A 16,865-nucleotide genomic window follows, 5' to 3' on the forward strand; every position below is an offset into this window, starting at 1 on the left:
CGACCGGCACGGCGCTCCGCCGCCCGCGGTCCTGGCGGCCGGCGCGGTCACCCCCGCCGGGGGATGAGCGGCCAGGCCGGCTCGACGACGGCCGCAGGCTTCCCTGTGCGCCGCAGGTGGGCCTGCAAGGAGACCGACTGCTCGGCCGCCGCCCGCACCTGGAGGGCGTGCAGGTCGGACAGCGGCATCGTCCCGACGGGCCGGTGCCGCTCGCCCATGCGGCGCACCACGAGAGCGGCGGCCACGGCGTCCGCACGCGCGTCGTGGGCGGCGTCGAGCGGCACCCCGTAGTGGGCGCACAGCGCGTGGAGCGCCCGCTTCCCCCGCCGGCACTTGTCGACATGTTTGTCTATCACCAGCGGGTCGATGACCGGCCGCGGCGCCTCGCCCAGGCGCTCGGTGACCGACGCGATCGCATACCGCAGGCACTCGCGGTCGAGCAGCGACAGGTCGTAGCGCGCGTTCATCACCACCAGCGGCGTCCCCGAACGCAGCCCCTCCGCGACCGCCCCGGCTATCTCCGCTATGGCCGCGGCGGCCGGCCGCCCGTGCGCGCGGGCCCGCTCCGTCGAGATGCCGTGGATTGCCGACGCCTGCCGGGGTATCGCGACTCCCGGATCGAGCAGCCAGGTCCGCTCGTCCGAGACGGCGCCGTCGGGCGCCAGGCGCACCACCGCCGCCGTGACGATGCGGTCGGCCTCGACGTCGGTCCCCGTGGTCTCCAGATCGAACGCCATCAGGGGTTCGTCGAGCCAGCTCATCGGGCACCGCCCGGCCCCAGCGGGGGACGCCGGGACGCCGGCGCGCCCCGCCCGGCCCCAGTCCCGCGCGCGCCGCCCGCGCAACTCCCCGCGCCCGCACGCGGGTTCACCGGTCCACCGGCCGAATCCCCTCCCGTGGCCATCCCGTCAGCGCCAGCCGTGCCGCAGCCGGAGGCTGTGCACCACACGGTGGAAGCGCGCGCGGTCCAGCGCGCACGCCTCCCGCCGCATGCCGTCCGGGTGCACGCGCAGCACCCGGTCGAGGTCCACCCAGGAGTCGCGCCCGGCGCGGTCCCAGGGACCGGTGCCGAGCGGGAGCCAGGCGTCGCCCTGCGCCCGCCCGCGGCTGCTGAGTTGAACGGCGAGCAGCGTGTCACGTCCCGCCTCCCGCGCGACGACCAGGACGGGGCGGTCCTTGCCCCGCCCGTCGTTCTCCTCGTAGGGCACCCAGGTCCAGACGATCTCCCCGGGGTCCGGATCGCCGTCCGGCTCGGGGGCGTACGCGGTGCGCACCGGCCCGACGGCGCGGGGCGCGATCTCGACGGTGGCGGCCGGGCCGCCGCGCCCCGGTATGCGGACTGTGTCCATGCGGTCCATGGCGAACACCGTATCGCCGCCCGCCGACAGCACCGCGGGTCGTGGTGCGCCGCCGGGGCTGTCAGTGGCGTCACCTAACGTTTCCCGCATCGAGTCCGGCCGCACCGGCGGCCGGAGGGGGAAGGAGCCTGCCGTGCCCGAGACCACCTATCTGGAACTGTCCGAGGACGGCGGCGGTGCGCACAAGTTCTACGAGGTGTCGGTGAACGGGACCGAGGTGTCCGTGCGTTACGGCCGCATCGGTACGGAGGGGCAGCTGCGGACGACGGCGTTCGCGACACCGCAGAAGGCCAGGGACGCCGCCGCCAGGAAGATCGGCGAGAAGGTGCGCAAGGGGTACGAGCCCGCGGTGCGGGGAGGGCGCGCGGCGCGGCCGGTGACGCGGCGCCAGGTGACCTCGGCGCCCTCAACGGCCCGTGCGGTCGCGCCGGTGCTCTGGCGGTTCAGGACCGGCGCCGCCGCGTTCGGCATCCACATCGACGAGGACCGCTGCTGGGTGGGGAACCAGCACGGCGACGTGCACACCCTGGCGCACGACGGCGAGGTGCTGGCCCACTACCGGCTGCCGGACGGCGTGAAGTGCCTCGTGGCGGACGACTTCTGGATCTACGCGGGCTGCGACGACGGCACGGTGTACGACCTGTCGTCGAAACTGCCCTTCGCCGCCTACGAGATAGCGGCCGACGTGGACATCTTCTGGCTCGACATCCACGAGGGTGTGCTCAACGTGGCGGACCGCCAGGGCGGGCTGACGGTCATCGACCACGAGGACGAGTTCCAGTGGTCGCGGCGCAGCACCGGGGACCACGCCTGGATGGTGCGCCGGGACGCCGGGGCCGTGTACCACGGCCACGGACGCGGGGTCACGGCCTACTCACCGGACGGCGGACGGGAGTTGTGGCACACGGCCACCAGGGGCGCGGTGCTGTTCGGCTGGCAGGAGCACGACGCGGTGTACGCGGGCACCGACCGGCGGGTGGTGCAGCGGCTGGCCAAGCGCGGCGGGCGGGTGGAGGCGACGTACGCGTGCGACACGGTCGTGTACTCGTGCGCGGCGGCGCCCGACGGCCGGTACGTGTTCGCCGGCGACAGCGCCTCGTCGGTGTACTGCTTCGCGCAGGACGGCACGCGGTTGTGGAAGCTGGGCACCGGGGCGGGCTCTGCGCTGTCGATGCAGTACCTGAACGAGCAGTTGTTCGTGGTGACCACCGACGGCTCCCTCGCGTGCATCGACGCGAGCGAGGCGGCCATCGCGGCGGCGCAGAACGGCCGGGTCCCCACCGCGCTGGACGTGAAGTCGGCCGCGGCGCTGCCCACGTACACGCCGGCCGCCGCGCCGCGGACGGTGTCCGCGATGCCGAGCGGCGGCGTGCTCGTGGAGTGCGTGCAGGACGGTCCCCGGCTGCGGATGCGGGTCCTGACGGACGGCTACGACCCGGAGTGGAACGTGCAGTTCCCCCGGCGGATCCGGCAGGCCGGCGCGCGGTACGTCGTGGACTCGGTGCACGCCTCGGACGGCGGGTTCTACCGGGTGCGCGGGGAGATACGGCGGCTCGCCTGAACGGGCCCCGCGGCTGCGGGCGTTCGTCGCGGTGATGCGTCGCGGTGATCAGAAGCGGGCCGTGCGCAGGGTCCGTTCCCGCACCGAGTCGAGGAACCCGGGCACCTCCTCCATGGTGGTGCCGGTGCACTGGATGATCAGGTCCATCACGTCGCCCGCGGAGAGCGCGCCGACCACCGGGTGCACGTGGGCGAGGCCGATGCGCTCCTCCATGCGCTTCAGGACGTGGATCGCGAGGTTCAGCTCGGGTACCCGGCTGGTATGGCCGAAGTCGATGTTCTGCCTGATCACCCACATCTCCGGGATGATCTGGCCGAACACGATGACGTGCGCCAGCGCGAACATGGACCGCGCGCACTGCCGGGCGCTCTCCTCCGTCTCGTCCTGGAGGGCCTTGACGGCCTCCTCGTCCTCCGCGAGATGCGCCTGGATCAGGGCGACCGCGTGCAGCACTTCCTCGGTGTCGTACGGCCTTTCGACGTCCTCCATCGCTACCACCCCTGATAACTCTGCGTCGACGACATGGGCACCCAGTGTGGCAGTTCGCGGGCGGGGGCGGGGCGGTCCGCGGGGGATTGCCCCCCGTCGCATGCTCTTTCGGTCACTCGGCGGAGAGCCGCCCCGCCCCGCTCCAGGCCGGGCGCCGCGGATCGTCGGCGCGCACGACCACGTCCGCGACCGCCGCCGGGTCCACCTCCGCCTCGTAGCGGGCGAACGCGGGCAGGGTCCACCGTTCCGCCTCGTCCGTCCTGCGGGCCAGGGCGGCGGGTGACAGGCTCAGGTGCACGGCCAGTTCGGCCGGGAACCACCGCCCGAGGAGGAACGTGCCGTGCACGAGGAGCACGCCGCCCGGGGGCAGCGTGACGTACGGGCTGCGCGTGGCCCGGTCGCGCTCGGCGTCCCACAGATCGGGCAGCACCCGGCCGCTGCCGCCCGCGTCCGTGGGCGTGAACACCTCGCGCCACAGCGCCCCGGTGTCGAGCCACAGGTCGTAGTAGGCGTCGGCGTCGTGCCTGCCGTACTCCAGGCGCAGCGACGCGGCGCGCAGAAAGCCCTCCGCGCCCACCAGCAGGGCGGGCCGGCCCTTCAGGCGCAGGGCCTCGGCGAGTTCACGGGCCCGCTCCCCCGGCCGGGCCGCGGGCGCGCCGTCGATCAGCACCCGCGGCCACCCGCCCTCGTCGGACGGCCGCAGGGCGGCCACCCGCTCGGCGAGTGCCGCGGCCAGTCGTTCCCAGGTGATCGCTTCGAGTCGCACGGGTCCATCCTGCCGGGCCCGAGGACCGCGCGGGCCCGCGGCGACGGCGGGCCGGGCGCGGCACGGACGGACGTCGGGCGCCACCGCCCCGCGAGCGCGCCCCGGTGGGACGCCGGCCCGGATGCCGGCGTGGCGCGCGGGGCGCACCGCGCACGCCCCCGCCCCGACTGCCTCCACGCGCGGAAGGCGGCCTTTCCAGGGGGCCCGCGGGCCCGCACGATAGAACGCATGGACACTCAGACCGGTCCGGCACGTCTCGATCAGCGCATCGAGTCGCTGCGTGCCCGACTGCCCGCGGGCCAGTTCATCCTGCTGATGCGCGTCTTCAACGCCTGCCTCGCCGGCGGCGGCAGCGACGTGTCCCGGCTGCACCTGACGCCGGAGGAACAGGAGCTGTTCACACCCGAGGTGCAGGGCGAGATCGTCGCACTCCTCGGACTCGCCCTGCCCGGGACGCACGGGACGCCTCTGCGGGCCGCCTGAGACCCCCGGGGCCGCGCGGGCGACCGCCGGGCCTCGCCCTGCCGCCGGAACGCGCCTCACCCGCCGGGTTCTTCCTCCCCCAGGTCGGTCCCGCCGTGCGCCTCGGGCGGCTGCTCCGGGTCCCAGTCGGATGGACGCGGCGGCTCGGGCCCGTCGGCCCCGAGTCTGACCAGCCGCTCCAGCCTGGTGACGCGGAACTCCCTGCCGAGGATCGGGATGGTGTCGAGCCGCTCGGTCTCCAGCCGGGCGACCGCCCGCGCGCACTGGCCGAGCTGCTCGTCCGTCAGCTGCCGCGCGCCCGGGTCGAGCAGCCCGAGCTGGTCGGCGAAGACGTTCCGCAGCTCCCCGGGCATCTCCGGCAGGCCGGAGGGCCGCCGTTCCTCCCTGAGGCCCATGGGCAGCAGCGCCTTGAGGCGGAGCGCCAGGCCGTCCCGCGCCTCCTGCGGCGTGTCGGAGCCGGTGGCCCGCGGCGTCCAGCCGCTCCCCGGCCCGCGGGCGAACACGCCGAACGCCGGCGGCAGCAGCACCCCGCCCGGATACGCGTCCCGCGCCACCACCGAGTCGGCGCGCACGTCGGACGGGATCGCGGCCGAGGTGTAGGCGAACCGCAGCAGTTCGAGCTTGAGGATCCCCTCCGACATGCCGGTCGCGGCGGTCGGGTCCAGCAGGAACCCCTTGGTACGCGGGGCGGCCTCCCGGCCCTGCCCGATCGGCATCGGGTCCGGATCACTCGGCCTCGGCGGCTCGGGCCCCTCGGGGCCGAGCCGCACGAACACGTCGCCGCGCGCGATGCGGAACCGGCAGTCCCCGACGACGAGTTCGTCGGCCTTCTCCCGGTCCATCCGGTGCGCTCCGGCCAGCCAGGCGCGCCGCGCCGCGTCGTCCCCGGCCTCGGCCGCCGCTTTGGCCCTCACCCGGCAGATCAGGCCCAGCGAGTCGCGCATCAACTGCGGGCCGTTCTCCTCGGCCTGGAGGATCCGCCACCGGCCGTCGGCCTCCTGCTCGGTCACGGCGAACATCGGTCCGCGTGCCAGCAGGTCCGGATGGGTGTCCCGGGCGAACCACGCCTCCGAATCGGCGATGACGGCCACCGGGTCGTCGTACCGCGCCATCCGGATGACGCGGTGCGGCTCGGGCAGCTCCGCTTCGTCATCACTCATACACGCATTGTGCTGGGCGGAGAGGTGGCCGCGCAGGCGTTTGCCGAACCACGTCCCCCATCCCGGCCGCCGACCGCCGCGACCTCCCGCCCCGGGCCGCCTCCCGTGAACACCGCAGCCCGCACCGGCTGAAGCGACGCCCGCGACGCGCGCCCCCATGCCCGGCGCACGCGCCGCGCTCGGACCGGCGCGCACCAGTCACATCGCGCCCCGACCGGCGCCCCACCGCGCCCCCGGACCCTCACCGCTTCCCCAGGTCCCACCGCGCCGCGCCGCACGGAGGACCCGGGCGCCACGGACGCGCTGACACCCCGGCGGTTCACGCCCTCGACCCGGCACAATGACATCTTTGCCCTAGTTTCCACAGTTACCGTCGTTCACCCGGTTTCTCCACATGTGCCCGCAACGGAGCAGATGGAGCGAGAGGAGTCGAATGTGCCTGATGTGCCCGAGCAGATCATCGACCTCGCCAAGCGGCGCAAGGAACCCGTCGTGGTGCAGACGCTCCGGTCCGCCACCGCGGCGACCATGTCCTACGTCGTCGCGCTCTGGCTGACGGACGTCCCCGCCCCGCTGCTCGCCCCGCTCACCGCGCTGCTGGTCGTCCAGGTCACCCTGTTCGCGACGCTCACCACCGGCATCCGCCGCGTCAACTCGGTCATCGCCGGCGTCCTGGTGGCGACCGCGTTCAGCACCATCGTCGGACTCAGCTGGTGGAGCCTCGGCCTGCTGATCCTCACCGCGCTGTCCGTCGGCCACCTGGTGCGGGTCAGCGAGTTCGTGCCCGAGGTGGCGATCAGCGCCATGCTGGTCCTCGGCGTCACCCAGGTGACGGGCGCGGCCTGGGACCGCGTCGTGGAAACGGTCATCGGCGCGGTCGTCGGCCTCCTGTTCAACACCCTGATCGTGCCCCCGGTATGGGTCGGCTCCGCCAGCGAGGACATCGAGGAACAGGCCCGCCGCATGCGCGAGTTGCTGCGCCGACTCAGCGAGGAGACCGAGGCGGGCCGCACACCGCTCCAGCGGGCCACCGCCAAGCTCGACGAGGCGCGGAAGCTGGACCAGGACATCGCCCAGGTCGACGCCTCCATCATCCAGGCCGAGGAGAGCGTGCGCTTCAACCCCCGGGTCAAGGAGCCGCTGCTGACCCGCATCGTGCTGCGCACCGGCCTCGACACCCTGGAGATGTGCGCGGTCATCCTGCGCACGATGACGCGCACCATGGCCGACCTGGCCGAGCGGCGGGAGGACGAGCCGCTGTTCCCGCCCGAGGTGGCCCCCGCCCTCCAGGAACTGCTGAGCAACCTCGCCGGCGCCGTCGACAGCTTCGCCACCCTGATCACGAGTCAGGTCAGCAGCGCGGCCGACGAGGCGGAGGCGTTCCTCGCCGTCGAACTCGACGCCGCGCGCGTCAGCCGTGAACACGTCGCGGAGGTGCTGCTGGCCCGGGTGCGCGAACACCCGCGCCACTGGCAGCTGCACGGGTCCCTGCTCGCGGAGATCGACCGCATGCTCACCGAACTCGACATCGACAAACGCGCGGCCCACCTCGCGGAGGAGCTCGACCGGGTCGCGCGCGAGAGCCGCGGCCGTTTCCCGAAGCTGCGCCGCGTCACCGACAACGGGCGCCGCGCGCTGCGCAAGCTGAGCCGGGGCCGCTACGGGCACCGCCGGATGTGACGGCGCCGCGGCGGTCAGGCCCCGAAGTGGATGTCGCCGTGCACGGTGCCCGTCTGGAGCAGGTTCCGCACCTGGGCGCCGTCCGCCACCGTGTTCTGCACGCGGGTCCCTCCCACCTCGACGGCCCCCCGGTGCCGCTGCGCCCACTGGCGCAGTTCGGCGGCGAACTCCTCGTCCGACGCCGCGCGGTCGGCGATCCGCCCGGTCAGCTCGCGGACGGCCGTCTCGTCCGCCGGGTCGACGGGATCGACCGGGCCGACCGGATCGGCCCCGGCCCGGCCGGTCACCCGCCGGGCCAGGGCGAGCAGGGAATCCCAGGCGTGGCGCCCCGCCTCGGTCGCGACGCTGCCGGCCGCGGCGGAGACGAGGGCCAGGGCGGCTTCGGTACTCATGCCGACACGGTAGCCCGGTTCGCCCATGCCCGACAGGCCCGGGAACGCACGGTGCGGTTCCGGCTTGCGGTTTCCGCAGCGTCAACTTCTACCGTTTCCCGTGCGGCCGGAGAGACCGGCCCGGCGGCGGAAGGAGGGGCGATGGCCTGGTCGATCGCCGAGGTGGCCCGGATGTCCGGGGTGACGTCCAGGACGCTGCGGCACTACGACGAGATCGGCCTGCTGCCGCCGGCGTGGACCGGGAGCAACGGGCACCGCTACTACCAGGAGGCCGAACTGCTGCGACTCCAGCAGATCCTGCTGATGCGGGAGCTGGACCTGGGCCTGCGCGAGATCCAGGCGGTTCTGGACAGCCAGGTGGACCGGCTGGCCGCACTCCGCGAGCACCACAGGCGGCTGCTCGCGGAACGCGACCGGCTGGAGACGCTCGCCCGCACCGTCGGCCGCACCATCACCGAACTTGAGGAAGGCAGGGGAACGAGCGACATGGCGACCATCAACAGGCCGGAGAACCTCTTCGAGGGCTTCGAGACGGGCCACCACGACGACGAGGCGCGCGAGCGGTGGCCTGAGCAGTGGGAGCAGTCCCGGCGAGCCATCGCGGGGATGGCCCCCGGGGAGATGGAGCGATGGCAGCGCGAGGCGACGGCGCAGATGATCCGCATGGCGGAGTTCATGGTGGCCGGCACCCCCGTGTCCGACCCGGCGGTGCAGGCCGAGGTGGACACCCACTACCGGAACCTGTGCCGGATGTGGACCCCGTGCGCCGCCGCGTACAAGGGGCTCGGGCAGACCTACGCCGACGACCCCCGGTTCCGCGCGAACTTCGACAGCATCGCCGTCGGACTGGCCGCCTACCAGCGCGACGCGATGGCCGTCTACGCCGACGCGCGGCTGAGCTGACCGGCAATCCCCGCCCGCCGGGGCCGCGGCCTCCTCCGGCGGAAGCCCGGGCCGGTGACACGGCCGGCGGCGTCTTGCGGCGGGTCAGGTCTCAGGAGCGGCTGCCGGCGAGGGCGGTGAGGCGGTCCCACAGAACGGCGACCTGCTCGGTCAGCTCGTCGATGGTGCCGTCGTTGTCGAGGACGAAGTCGGCGATGCCAAGACGCGTCTCCCGGTCGGCCTGGGCGGCCATACGGGCCCGCGCGTCCGCTTCCGCCATGCCGCGCCGCCCCGTGAGCCGCTCCAGCCGGGTGGCGTCCGAGGCGTCGACGACGACCACCGCGTCGTAACGGTCCTGGAGCGCGTTCTCCGCGAGCAGCGGCACGTCGTGCACCACGATGGCGTCGGCGGGAGCGGCGTCGCGCAGCGCGGCGGCACGCTCCGCGACCAGCGGGTGGACGATGGCGTTCAGTGCCCGGCGGCGCTCCTCGTCCGCGAAGACGACGGCACCGAGCCGGGCGCGGTCGAGCGAGCCGTCGGGCGCGAGCACGCCCGTCCCGAACTCCGCGACGACGGCCGCGAGTCCGGGCGTGCCGGGCTCGACCACCTCGCGCGCGACGCGGTCGGAGTCGACGACGCGGGCGCCGCGTTCCGCGAGCAGCCGCACGGCCTCGCTCTTGCCCGCGCCGATCCCGCCGGTCAGTCCCACGTTCAGCATGCGGGAAGGCTACGCTACCGGTCGCCTTCCCCTTCCTCGTGCTCGTGTTCGTGCTCGGCGAGGAAACGTTCGAACACCTCGCCGAGCTCGTCGGCGGACGGCAGGTCCACCGGCTCGGCGACGAGACTGCCGCGCGCGGCGGCGCCGGCCATCGCGTCGTACTGCTGCTCAAGGCCGCGGACCACGGCGATCAACTCGGCGTTGCCCTCGGCGAGTTCGCTTTCGATCTCGTCCTGGGTCCGCAGGGCGCGGGTGCGCAGCGCGTGCGCGGCCTCGGGCAGCACGAGGCCGGTCGCCGCCGTCACCGCCTCAAGGACGACGAGCGCGGCGTCCGGGTAGCGGGACCGCGCGATGTAGTGCGGCACGTGCGCGGCGACGCCCAGCACGTCACGGCCCGCCTCCCCCAGACGCAGCTCCACCAGCGCGGCGGCGCTGCCCGGGACCTGCGCCTCGTCGAACGTGCCGGGGTGGCCGGGGACCAGGTCCACCCGGTTGCCGTGCGGGGTGAGCCCGACGGGGCGGGTGTGCGGCACCCCCATCGGAATGCCGTGGAACGTCACCGCGATGCGCACCGCGAGCCGCTCCGCGATCTGGCGCACGGCCGCGGCAAAGCTCTCCCACTCCACGTCGGGCTCGGGCCCGGACAGCACGAGGAACGGCTGGCCCGTGTCGTCGTGCACCAGGCGCACCGCCAGCTCAGGCGTCTCGTAGTGCGTCCACCGGTCGCGCCGGAACGTCATGGCGGGACGCCTGGCCCGGTAGTCCACCAGACGGTCGTGGTCGAACCGCGCGACGGTCGTACTGGGCCTGCCGTCGAGCAGCTGGCCGACCAGTTGGGCGCCTGTCTCGCCGGCGTCGATGAAGCCCTCGAAGTGGTAGACCAGCACCAGGCCGGCGCCCCGCGCGCCGCCGACGGCCTCATCGACCCTGGCCAGACCGGCCGGATCCCATGCGTACAACTCCTGCGGATCGCGCATCTCACCGCACCCCTTCCGCTCTTACGCGTACACGGGGCAAACGCGCCGTGCCGCGGGGGCATTCCCCAGGCGGCGGAAGGGGCCCGCCCCCGTCGAGCGGGAGCGGGCCCCTTCCTGTGCCGCGCGTGTGCGTGGGTGGCTTCGGCCGACCGAGGGTCAGCTCTGGCCGCCCGCCAGCTTCTCGCGGAGCGCCGCAAGCGCCTCGTCGGAAGCCAGCGCGCCCGAGTCCTCGGAGGGCGAGGACGAGTACGAGCCGCCACCGCCGCCCGACTGCTGACCGCCGCCGCCCGAGCCGGACGCCTCGGCCTCGGCCTGCGCGTCCGCCTCACGGGACTTGATGACCTGGGCCTGGTGCTGCTCGAAGCGCTGCTGGGCCTCGGCGTACTGCCGCTCCCACTCCTCACGCTGCTTCTCGTAGCCGGGCAGCCAGTCGTTCGCCTCGGGGTCGAAGCCCTCGGGGTAGATGTAGTTGCCCTGGTCGTCGTACGACGCGGCCATGCCGTACAGCGTCGGGTCGAACTCCACGACCATCGGGTCCGCGCCGAAGTTCTCGTTGGCCTGCTTGAGGGACAGGCTGATCCGGCGCCGCTCCAGGTCGATGTCGATGACCTTGACGAAGATCTCGTCGTTGACCTGGACGACCTGCTCGGGGATCTCCACGTGGCGCTCGGCCAGCTCGGAGATGTGCACCAGGCCCTCGATGCCCTCGTCCACGCGGACGAACGCGCCGAACGGCACGAGCTTGGTGACCTTGCCCGGGACGACCTGGCCGATCTGGTGCGTCCTGGCGAACTGCTGCCACGGGTCTTCCTGGGTCGCCTTCAGCGACAGCGAGACGCGCTCGCGGTCCATGTCGACGTCCAGGACCTCGACCGTGACCTCCTGGCCGACCTCGACGACCTCGGACGGGTGGTCGATGTGCTTCCAGGACAGCTCGGAGACGTGCACGAGGCCGTCCACGCCGCCGAGGTCCACGAACGCGCCGAAGTTGACGATCGAGGAGACGACGCCGGAGCGCACCTGGCCCTTCTGGAGGGTGGTGAGGAAGGTCTGGCGGACCTCGCTCTGCGTCTGCTCCAGCCAGGCGCGGCGGGAGAGGACGACGTTGTTGCGGTTCTTGTCGAGCTCGATGATCTTGGCTTCGAGCTCCTTGCCGACGTACGGCTGAAGGTCGCGGACACGGCGCATCTCGACCAGCGAGGCGGGCAGGAAGCCGCGCAGGCCGATGTCGAGGATCAGACCGCCCTTGACGACCTCGATCACCGTGCCGGTGACGATGCCGTCCTCGTCCTTGATCTTCTCGATGGTGCCCCAGGCGCGCTCGTACTGGGCGCGCTTCTTCGACAGGATCAGGCGGCCCTCCTTGTCCTCCTTCTGGAGGACAAGGGCCTCGATCTCGTCGCCGACGGCGACAACCTCGTTCGGGTCGACGTCGTGCTTGATCGACAGCTCACGCGAGGGGATGACGCCCTCGGTCTTGTAACCGATGTCGAGCAGGACCTCGTCCCGGTCGACCTTCACGATGACGCCGTCGACGATGTCGCCGTCGTTGAAGTACTTGATCGTCTCGTCGATCGCGGCGAGGAAGGCTTCCTCGGAACCGATGTCGTTGACCGCAACCTGCGGGGTGGTCGCGGTGGTCTCGGTGCTGCTCGTCATGTGGTAAAGGGCTCCGGTACGGACATGTTCGTAGGCACTGCTACGCCGGAGCCCGTATCGCACTGCCGAAGCCGGACAGCCTGAGAAGCGCCGACCGGGATTCCGCAGCCGGTAAGCGCCTCGACAACCGAGGGGACATACAACAAGTGCGAGCGCGACCTGCTCCGTCCGAGGCGCGCAGGCCCGCAGCGCGTCTTATAGCATACGGGGGCATCCCAGCACGGTCAATGCGCGCTTCGCCCCACGAGGGACAGGATCGGGCCGATTCCGGCGCCCGCCCGCCGCCGCGGCGGCCCGGACGCGCCCCGCGCACCGTCACGGCGACACCACGACGCGCTCCTGCCCGGCGCCGCCTGCCCCGGCCGGGGCAGGCGGCGGAGTGGTCCGTCAGCCGTCGCGCCGTGCGGGCGCGGCGGACTCCGAGGCCGTCGGGCGCGGGCTCGGCGTGCCGGACTCCTCCGGGTCCTCCGGCTCCTCCGTACCCGGCTCCTCGGGCTCCTCGGTGCCGGGCTCCTCCGGGTCCCCGCACGCGTCGGGGTCCTCGGGATCCCCGGGCTCCTCCGGCTCTCCCGTGCCGGGCTCCTCCGGGTCCTCGGGCGTCTCCGGGTCCTCGGGCCCGTCGGTGCCGGGCGTCGGCGTGGGGCTCGGCTCCGGCGTGCCGGTCCCGTCCGGCTCACCCGGCTCCCCGGGCTCCTCGGTGCCGGGCTCCTCGGTGCCGGGCTCCTCCGGGTCCTCCGTGCCGGGGTCCTCCGGATCCGTCGGGCACTCCGGGGGCTCCTCGGTGCCCGGCTCCTCCGTGCCGGGCTCCTCCGGCTCCCCGGTGCCCGGCTCCTCCGGCTCCTCGGTACCCGGCTGCTCCGGCTGCTCCGGCCGGGGGAACTCGATCCCGCCGTCCGACTCGGCGGGCGGAGGCGGTGCGGGCCGGTCCTCCCCCTTGCCGGGCCCGCCGCCGGTGCCCGTGCCCGTGCCGCTGCCGGTCCCCGAACCGCTGCCGGCACCCGAGCCGGTGCCCGTGCCGCCGCCCTTGCCGCCGACGGGCAGGTGCGGGTTGCCCGCCCCGGGCGTCGAGGGCAGCCGGCCCTCGCCGTCCGGCACCTCGTGCGCGCCCTGGCGGTAGTAGTCGAGCCAGGAGCGGACCGTCCGCACGTAGTCCCAGGACTGGTTGTAGCTCAGCAGCGCCCGGTCCAGCTGCGGGGACACCGACAGGTCGCGGTTCGCGGCGCACAGGTAGTCGCCGGCGGCGAGCGCGGCGTCGTACACGTTGTTCGGGTCGGACCGGCCGTCACCGTTGCCGTCCGCGCCCCAACTGGCCCACGTGGAGGGGATGAACTGCATCGGGCCGACCGCGCGGTCGTACACCGTGTCCCCGTCCCACCGGCCGTCGTCCGTGTCGAGGATCCGGGCGAACCCGTCGCCGTTCAGCACGGGGCCGAGGATCGGGTCCGGCGTGGTGCCGTCCGCGTCGACCGCGCCGGCCCGCGCGTGCCCCGACTCGACCTTGCCGATCGCGGCGAGCAGCTCCCACTCCAGGTTGCAGCCGGGCGTGGTACGGGCCAGCGTCGCCTCCGCCTGCCGGTAGGCGTCGAGCACGGTCGCGGGGATGCCCGCCTCCGCCGGCCCCCGGGCGATCGCGTCGGCACCCCCGCCCTGCCCGGGCCCCGAGGTGTCCAGCGGCGGCAGGTCCGTGTGGTACGGCTTGCCCTGGCCGTCCTCCGGCAGCCCGATGTCCGGCGCTTCCGCGGCCGACGGCCGCTCCGGCGGCTCGGGCGCGGCGGGGGCTTCGCCCCCGAGCACCTCCGGCGCCTGCGAGGCGGTCAGCGCGGCCATCGCGGCAGCCGCGATGGCCGAACCCGAAATACCCCTGCGGAACCTGCCGATACGCAACGCCACGCGCGTTTCCCCTCCATCTGCGGACCGCTGTCGTCCGTCGACCCGGAATGACAGTACGACACCTGCCCGTTCGGGACCAGAACGGGCTCGTGACGCCCATGTGGCGGTTGCGAAACCGGGACGTTCCGCCTCAGTGCATCGCGGACTCCCAGGTGTCGCCCCAGCCGACCGACACATCCAGCGGGGCGCGCAAGGAGACCGCGCCCGTCATCTCGCGCCGCACCAGCTCCTCCACCTGCTCGCGCTCCCCCGCCGGCACTTCGAGCACGATCTCGTCGTGCACCTGGAGCAGCATCCGCGACCGCAGGCCCTCCCGGTCCAGTGCCTCCCCCACCCGCAGCATCGCGATCTTCACGATGTCGGCCGCCGTGCCCTGGATCGGCGCGTTCAGCGCCATCCGCTCGGCCACCTGCTGCCGCGCGCGGTTGTCGCTCACCAGATCGGGCAGGTACCTGCGGCGGCCAAGCAGCGTCTGCGTGTAGCCGGTGCTCGTCGCCTCCTTCACCACGCGCTGAAGGTAGTCCCGCACCCCGCCGAAGCGCTCGAAGTAGGTGTGCATCAGCGCCGTGGCCTCCTCGTTCGTCACGGAGAGCTGCTGCGCGAGGCCGAACGCGGACAGCCCGTACGCGAGCCCGTAGCTCATCGCCTTGATCTTGCGCCGCATCTCCGCGTCGACCTCGGACGTGCCCACGCCGAACACCTGCGAGGCGACCGTCGTATGCAGGTCCTCGCCCGAGGTGAACGCCTCGATCAGCCCGGCGTCCTCCGACAGGTGCGCCATCACCCGCAGCTCGATCTGGCTGTAGTCCGCCGTCATCAGCGACTCGTAGCCCTCGCCCACCACGAACCCGCGGCGGATCGCGCGCCCCTCGTCGGTGCGCACCGGGATGTTCTGGAGGTTGGGGTCCGTGGACGACAGCCGGCCCGTGGCCGCCACCGTCTGCTGGAACGTCGTGTGGATGCGGCCGTCCGCGGCGATGGCCTTGATCAGCCCCTCGACGGTGCTGCGCAGCCTGGCCTGCTCCCGGTGCCGCAGCATGATCACCGGCAGCTCGTGCTCGGTCCGCTCCGCCAGCCACGCCAGCGCGTCCGCGTCCGTCGTGTGGCCGGTCTTCGTCTTCTTCGTCCTGGGCAGCCCCAGCTCGACGAACAGCACCTCCTGGAGCTGCTTGGGCGACCCGAGGTTGAACTCGTGCCCCACCGAGGCGTGCGCCTCCGACACCGCCTGCTGCACCGCCGCGGCGAACTGCTGCTCCAGCCGCTCAAGCCAGGCCCGGTCCGCGGCGATCCCGGCCCGCTCCATGCGGGCCAGCAGCGCCGACGTCGGCAGTTCGAGGTCGTCCAGCAGCTCCGCCGCCCCCACGTCGGCCAGCCGCTCCCGGAACTGCTCCCCCAGGTCGAGCACCGTGCGGGCCTGCCGCATCAGCGCGTCCGCCTGCGCCGCGTCGTCCGCGCCGAACGCCAACTGACCGCTGTCGTCCGCGGGACGCTCCAGCTCCCGCCCCAGGAACTCCACGCTCAGCCCGTCGAGCGCGAACGACCTGCGCCCCGGCTGCACCAGGTAGGCCGCCAGCGCCGTGTCCATCACGACCCCCTCGACCCGCCAGCCGTGCTCGCCGAACACCCGCTGCACGCCCTTCGCGCCGTGCACGACCTTCGGCCGCCCCGGGTCGCGGGCCCAGTCCGCGAACGCCCGCTCGTCCGCCTCGTCGAGCGCCGCCGGATCGAACCACGCGGCGTCGCCCGCGCCCGTCGCGAGCGCGACCGCGTGCACCCCGCCCGCCCCCAGCTTCCACTCGTCCAGCGTCGCCATGCCCAGCGGCTCCCCCGCCGCCCCGTGCTCCGCGAGCCACGGCCCGAGCCCGCCCGCGCCCAGCACCACCCCCCGGATCTCGGGCCCGTCGGCCACCGCGGGCTCCTCCCGCGCCGCCGGGTCCACCGCGAACAGCCGCTCCCGCAGATTCCGGTTGCGGAACTCCAGCGCGTCGAGCAGCACCGTCACCGCGTCCGTGTCGTACGGCTCACGCGCCAGCTCCGCCGGCCCGCAGCCCAGCTCCACGTCCCTGGCCAGCTCCGTCAGCACCCGGTTCAGCCGGACCGACTCCAGGTGCGCCCGCAGGTTCTCCCCCGCCTTCCCCTTCACCTCGTCCGCCCGCGCCACCAGCTCGTCCAGCGAACCGAACTGGTTGATCCACTTGGCCGCCGTCTTCTCCCCCACCCCCGGGATACCCGGCAGATTGTCCGACGGGTCCCCGCGCAGCGCGGCGAAGTCCGGGTACCTGCCCGGCGGGAGGCCGTACTTCTCCGCCACCTTCTCCGGCGTGAACCGCGTCAGCTCCGACACGCCCTTCGTCGGGTACAGCACCGTCACCGCGTCGCTCACCAGCTGGAACGCGTCCCTGTCCCCCGTCACGATCGACACCTGGAACCCCTCGTCGGCCGCCCGCGCCGCCAGCGTCGCGATCACGTCGTCCGCCTCGTAGCCCGCCACCGCGAACCGCCGCACCCGCATCGCGTCGAGCAGCTCGCCGATCAGCTCGACCTGCCCCTTGAACTCGTCCGGCGTCGCCGACCTCGTCGCCTTGTAGTCCGCGTACCGCTCCGAGCGCCACGTCACCCGCGACACGTCGAACGCGACCGCGAGATGCGTGGGCTCCTCGTCGCGCAGCGTGTTCGCCAGCATCGACATGAAGCCGTAGATCGCGTTCGTCGGCTGGCCCGCCGTGGTCGTGAAATTCTCCGCGGGCAGCGCGAAGAAAGCCCGGTAGGCCAGGGAATGCCCGTCCAGCAGGAGCAGGCGCGGAGCGGTGGTCGTCTGCGATGCGTTCTCAGCCACGCACCCGATCCTGC

General features: G+C 73.5%; 15 protein-coding genes. 4 read left to right on the forward strand and 11 right to left on the reverse strand.

Annotation, left to right across the window (positions count from 1 at the left end):
• Positions 1-47: 47 nt before the first annotated feature.
• Entirely contained in the window at positions 48-761 is a 714-nt protein-coding gene (locus tag LC193_RS04610; protein ID WP_226071793.1) for an exonuclease domain-containing protein, read from the reverse strand.
• A gap of 147 nt (positions 762-908) precedes the next feature.
• Positions 909-1,358: a type II toxin-antitoxin system PemK/MazF family toxin gene (locus tag LC193_RS04615; protein WP_226071795.1), complete on the reverse strand. Its 450-nt coding sequence runs from the start codon at positions 1,356-1,358 to the stop codon at positions 909-911.
• A 133-nt stretch (positions 1,359-1,491) separates the two neighbouring features.
• Here LC193_RS04615 and LC193_RS04620 point away from each other — a divergent pair, with 133 nt between their 5' ends.
• A complete protein-coding gene (locus tag LC193_RS04620) occupies positions 1,492-2,919 on the forward strand; it encodes a WGR domain-containing protein (protein ID WP_226071797.1) in 1,428 nt (475 codons plus the stop codon).
• A gap of 48 nt (positions 2,920-2,967) precedes the next feature.
• On the opposite strand, the gene LC193_RS04625 is transcribed toward LC193_RS04620, so the two are convergent.
• Together LC193_RS04625 and LC193_RS04630 are read right to left on the reverse strand one after the other, a co-directional pair.
• Positions 2,968-3,408 (reverse strand): DUF6224 family protein, encoded by a 441-nt coding sequence (locus LC193_RS04625; RefSeq protein WP_226071799.1) that lies wholly within the window; start codon positions 3,406-3,408, stop codon positions 2,968-2,970.
• Positions 3,409-3,520: 112 nt separating this feature from the next.
• A complete protein-coding gene (locus LC193_RS04630) occupies positions 3,521-4,174 on the reverse strand; it encodes a nucleoside/nucleotide kinase family protein (protein ID WP_226071801.1) in 654 nt (217 codons plus the stop codon).
• Positions 4,175-4,402: 228 nt separating this feature from the next.
• Here LC193_RS04630 and LC193_RS04635 point away from each other — a divergent pair, with 228 nt between their 5' ends.
• Entirely contained in the window at positions 4,403-4,657 is a 255-nt protein-coding gene (locus LC193_RS04635; protein WP_226071803.1) for a hypothetical protein, read from the forward strand.
• 56 nt (positions 4,658-4,713) lie between these two features.
• Here LC193_RS04635 and LC193_RS04640 read toward each other — a convergent pair whose 3' ends face one another.
• Positions 4,714-5,817 (reverse strand): DUF5954 family protein, encoded by a 1,104-nt coding sequence (locus LC193_RS04640; protein ID WP_226071805.1) that lies wholly within the window; start codon positions 5,815-5,817, stop codon positions 4,714-4,716.
• 435 nt (positions 5,818-6,252) lie between these two features.
• Here LC193_RS04640 and LC193_RS04645 point away from each other — a divergent pair, with 435 nt between their 5' ends.
• Positions 6,253-7,497 (forward strand): FUSC family protein, encoded by a 1,245-nt coding sequence (locus LC193_RS04645; protein ID WP_226071807.1) that lies wholly within the window; start codon positions 6,253-6,255, stop codon positions 7,495-7,497.
• A 14-nt stretch (positions 7,498-7,511) separates the two neighbouring features.
• Here LC193_RS04645 and LC193_RS04650 read toward each other — a convergent pair whose 3' ends face one another.
• Entirely contained in the window at positions 7,512-7,889 is a 378-nt protein-coding gene (locus LC193_RS04650) for a hypothetical protein (protein WP_226071809.1), read from the reverse strand.
• A gap of 141 nt (positions 7,890-8,030) precedes the next feature.
• Here LC193_RS04650 and LC193_RS04655 point away from each other — a divergent pair, with 141 nt between their 5' ends.
• Positions 8,031-8,792, forward strand: coding sequence for a MerR family transcriptional regulator (locus LC193_RS04655; RefSeq protein ID WP_226071811.1), 762 nt, complete (start codon positions 8,031-8,033; stop codon positions 8,790-8,792).
• A gap of 91 nt (positions 8,793-8,883) precedes the next feature.
• On the opposite strand, the gene coaE is transcribed toward LC193_RS04655, so the two are convergent.
• From coaE to polA, 5 genes are all read right to left on the reverse strand, one after another.
• Positions 8,884-9,489: a dephospho-CoA kinase gene (gene coaE / locus LC193_RS04660; RefSeq protein WP_226071813.1), complete on the reverse strand. Its 606-nt coding sequence runs from the start codon at positions 9,487-9,489 to the stop codon at positions 8,884-8,886.
• A 14-nt stretch (positions 9,490-9,503) separates the two neighbouring features.
• Positions 9,504-10,466, reverse strand: a complete 963-nt coding sequence (locus LC193_RS04665; RefSeq protein WP_226071815.1) for a proteasome assembly chaperone family protein — start codon at positions 10,464-10,466, stop codon at positions 9,504-9,506.
• Positions 10,467-10,622: 156 nt separating this feature from the next.
• Positions 10,623-12,125, reverse strand: coding sequence for a 30S ribosomal protein S1 (gene rpsA / locus LC193_RS04670; protein ID WP_226071817.1), 1,503 nt, complete (start codon positions 12,123-12,125; stop codon positions 10,623-10,625).
• Between the two features lie 387 nt (positions 12,126-12,512).
• Positions 12,513-14,015, reverse strand: coding sequence for a lytic transglycosylase domain-containing protein (locus LC193_RS04675; protein WP_226071819.1), 1,503 nt, complete (start codon positions 14,013-14,015; stop codon positions 12,513-12,515).
• Between the two features lie 130 nt (positions 14,016-14,145).
• Positions 14,146-16,851 carry a DNA polymerase I gene (gene polA / locus LC193_RS04680; protein WP_226071821.1) on the reverse strand — a complete coding sequence of 902 codons (2,706 nt, stop codon included), beginning with the start codon at positions 16,849-16,851 and terminating at the stop codon, positions 14,146-14,148.
• Between the last annotated feature and the right edge of the window lie 14 nt (positions 16,852-16,865).

This window comes from Streptomyces marincola (assembly GCF_020410765.1).
Classification (GTDB): domain Bacteria; phylum Actinomycetota; class Actinomycetes; order Streptomycetales; family Streptomycetaceae; genus Streptomyces; species Streptomyces marincola.